The sequence below is a fragment of the Bacteroides sp. CAG:189 genome (assembly GCF_000432295.1).
GTDB lineage: Bacteria > Bacteroidota > Bacteroidia > Bacteroidales > Bacteroidaceae > Bacteroides > Bacteroides salyersiae.
This window is the reverse complement of sequence record NZ_HF991091.1, coordinates 83,415-84,439: the sequence shown is the minus strand read 5'-3', so window position 1 is coordinate 84,439 and position 1,025 is coordinate 83,415. Positions and strand designations below refer to the sequence as shown.

The window sequence follows — 1,025 nt, the reverse complement described above, 5'->3', positions numbered from 1 at the left end:
AAAAAACAATAGCCTCTTTCAAGGGGCTATTTTATTGGGTTATCATAAGTAGCTGAAAGTAAAGGTATTATTCTTCCAACGAGAAATACAAGAAAAAACAGATTTGTTTTTCTCAAATAAGATTCCCAATTTTGCAACCGTAGAAGTTTTGCTTAATTAATAAATGTATTGTAGCCGTTATGAGTGAATCGAATCATGTCGGGCTGTGGAACCGCTGTCTTGAAATTATTAGAGACAATGTTCCCGATTCGACATATAAAACTTGGTTTGTTCCCATTGTACCATTAAAATATGAGGACAAAACGTTGATTGTACAAGTACCCAGCCAGTTCTTTTACGAGTTTCTGGAAGATAAATTTGTGGACTTGCTACGAAAAACGTTATATAAAGTCATTGGCGAGGGAACCAAGTTGATGTATAATGTAATGGTAGACCGGACTTCAATACCGAATAAAACGGTAAATCTTGAAGCCAGTAACCGTTCTATAGCCGTACCGCAACCAAGCATTATTCGCGGTAACGGTAATAAAGCACCGAATATATTACACGCTCCGGCTCCTCAAGATTTGGATCCCCATCTGAATCCGAACTACAATTTCGAAAACTTCATCGAAGGATATAGCAATAAACTTTCAAGAAGCGTCGCTGAAGCCGTTGCCCAAAACCCGGCCGGTACAGCTTTTAACCCTTTATTCCTGCATGGTGCATCCGGAGTGGGAAAAACGCATCTTGCCAACGCCATCGGTACAAGAATCAAAGAGATATACCCCGAAAAAAGAGTGTTATACGTATCGGCCCATCTCTTTCAGGTGCAATACACAGATTCTGTACGTAACAATACGACCAATGACTTCATCAACTTCTACCAGACGATCGATGTATTAATTATTGATGATATTCAAGAATTTGCAGGCGTCACCAAGACTCAAAATACCTTCTTTCATATTTTCAATCATCTGCATCAAAACGGCAAACAATTAATTCTGACTTCAGACCGTGCTCCTGTGTTATTACAAGGAATGGAA

Annotated in this window: 1 protein-coding gene; it reads left to right on the top strand. The window is 39.0% G+C overall.

The window, feature by feature from the left end:
- Positions 1-179 precede the first annotated feature (179 nt).
- The coding region (locus QVP90_RS12975) for a DnaA ATPase domain-containing protein (protein ID WP_288204475.1) at positions 180-1,025 on the top strand (846 nt) is incomplete at its 3' end.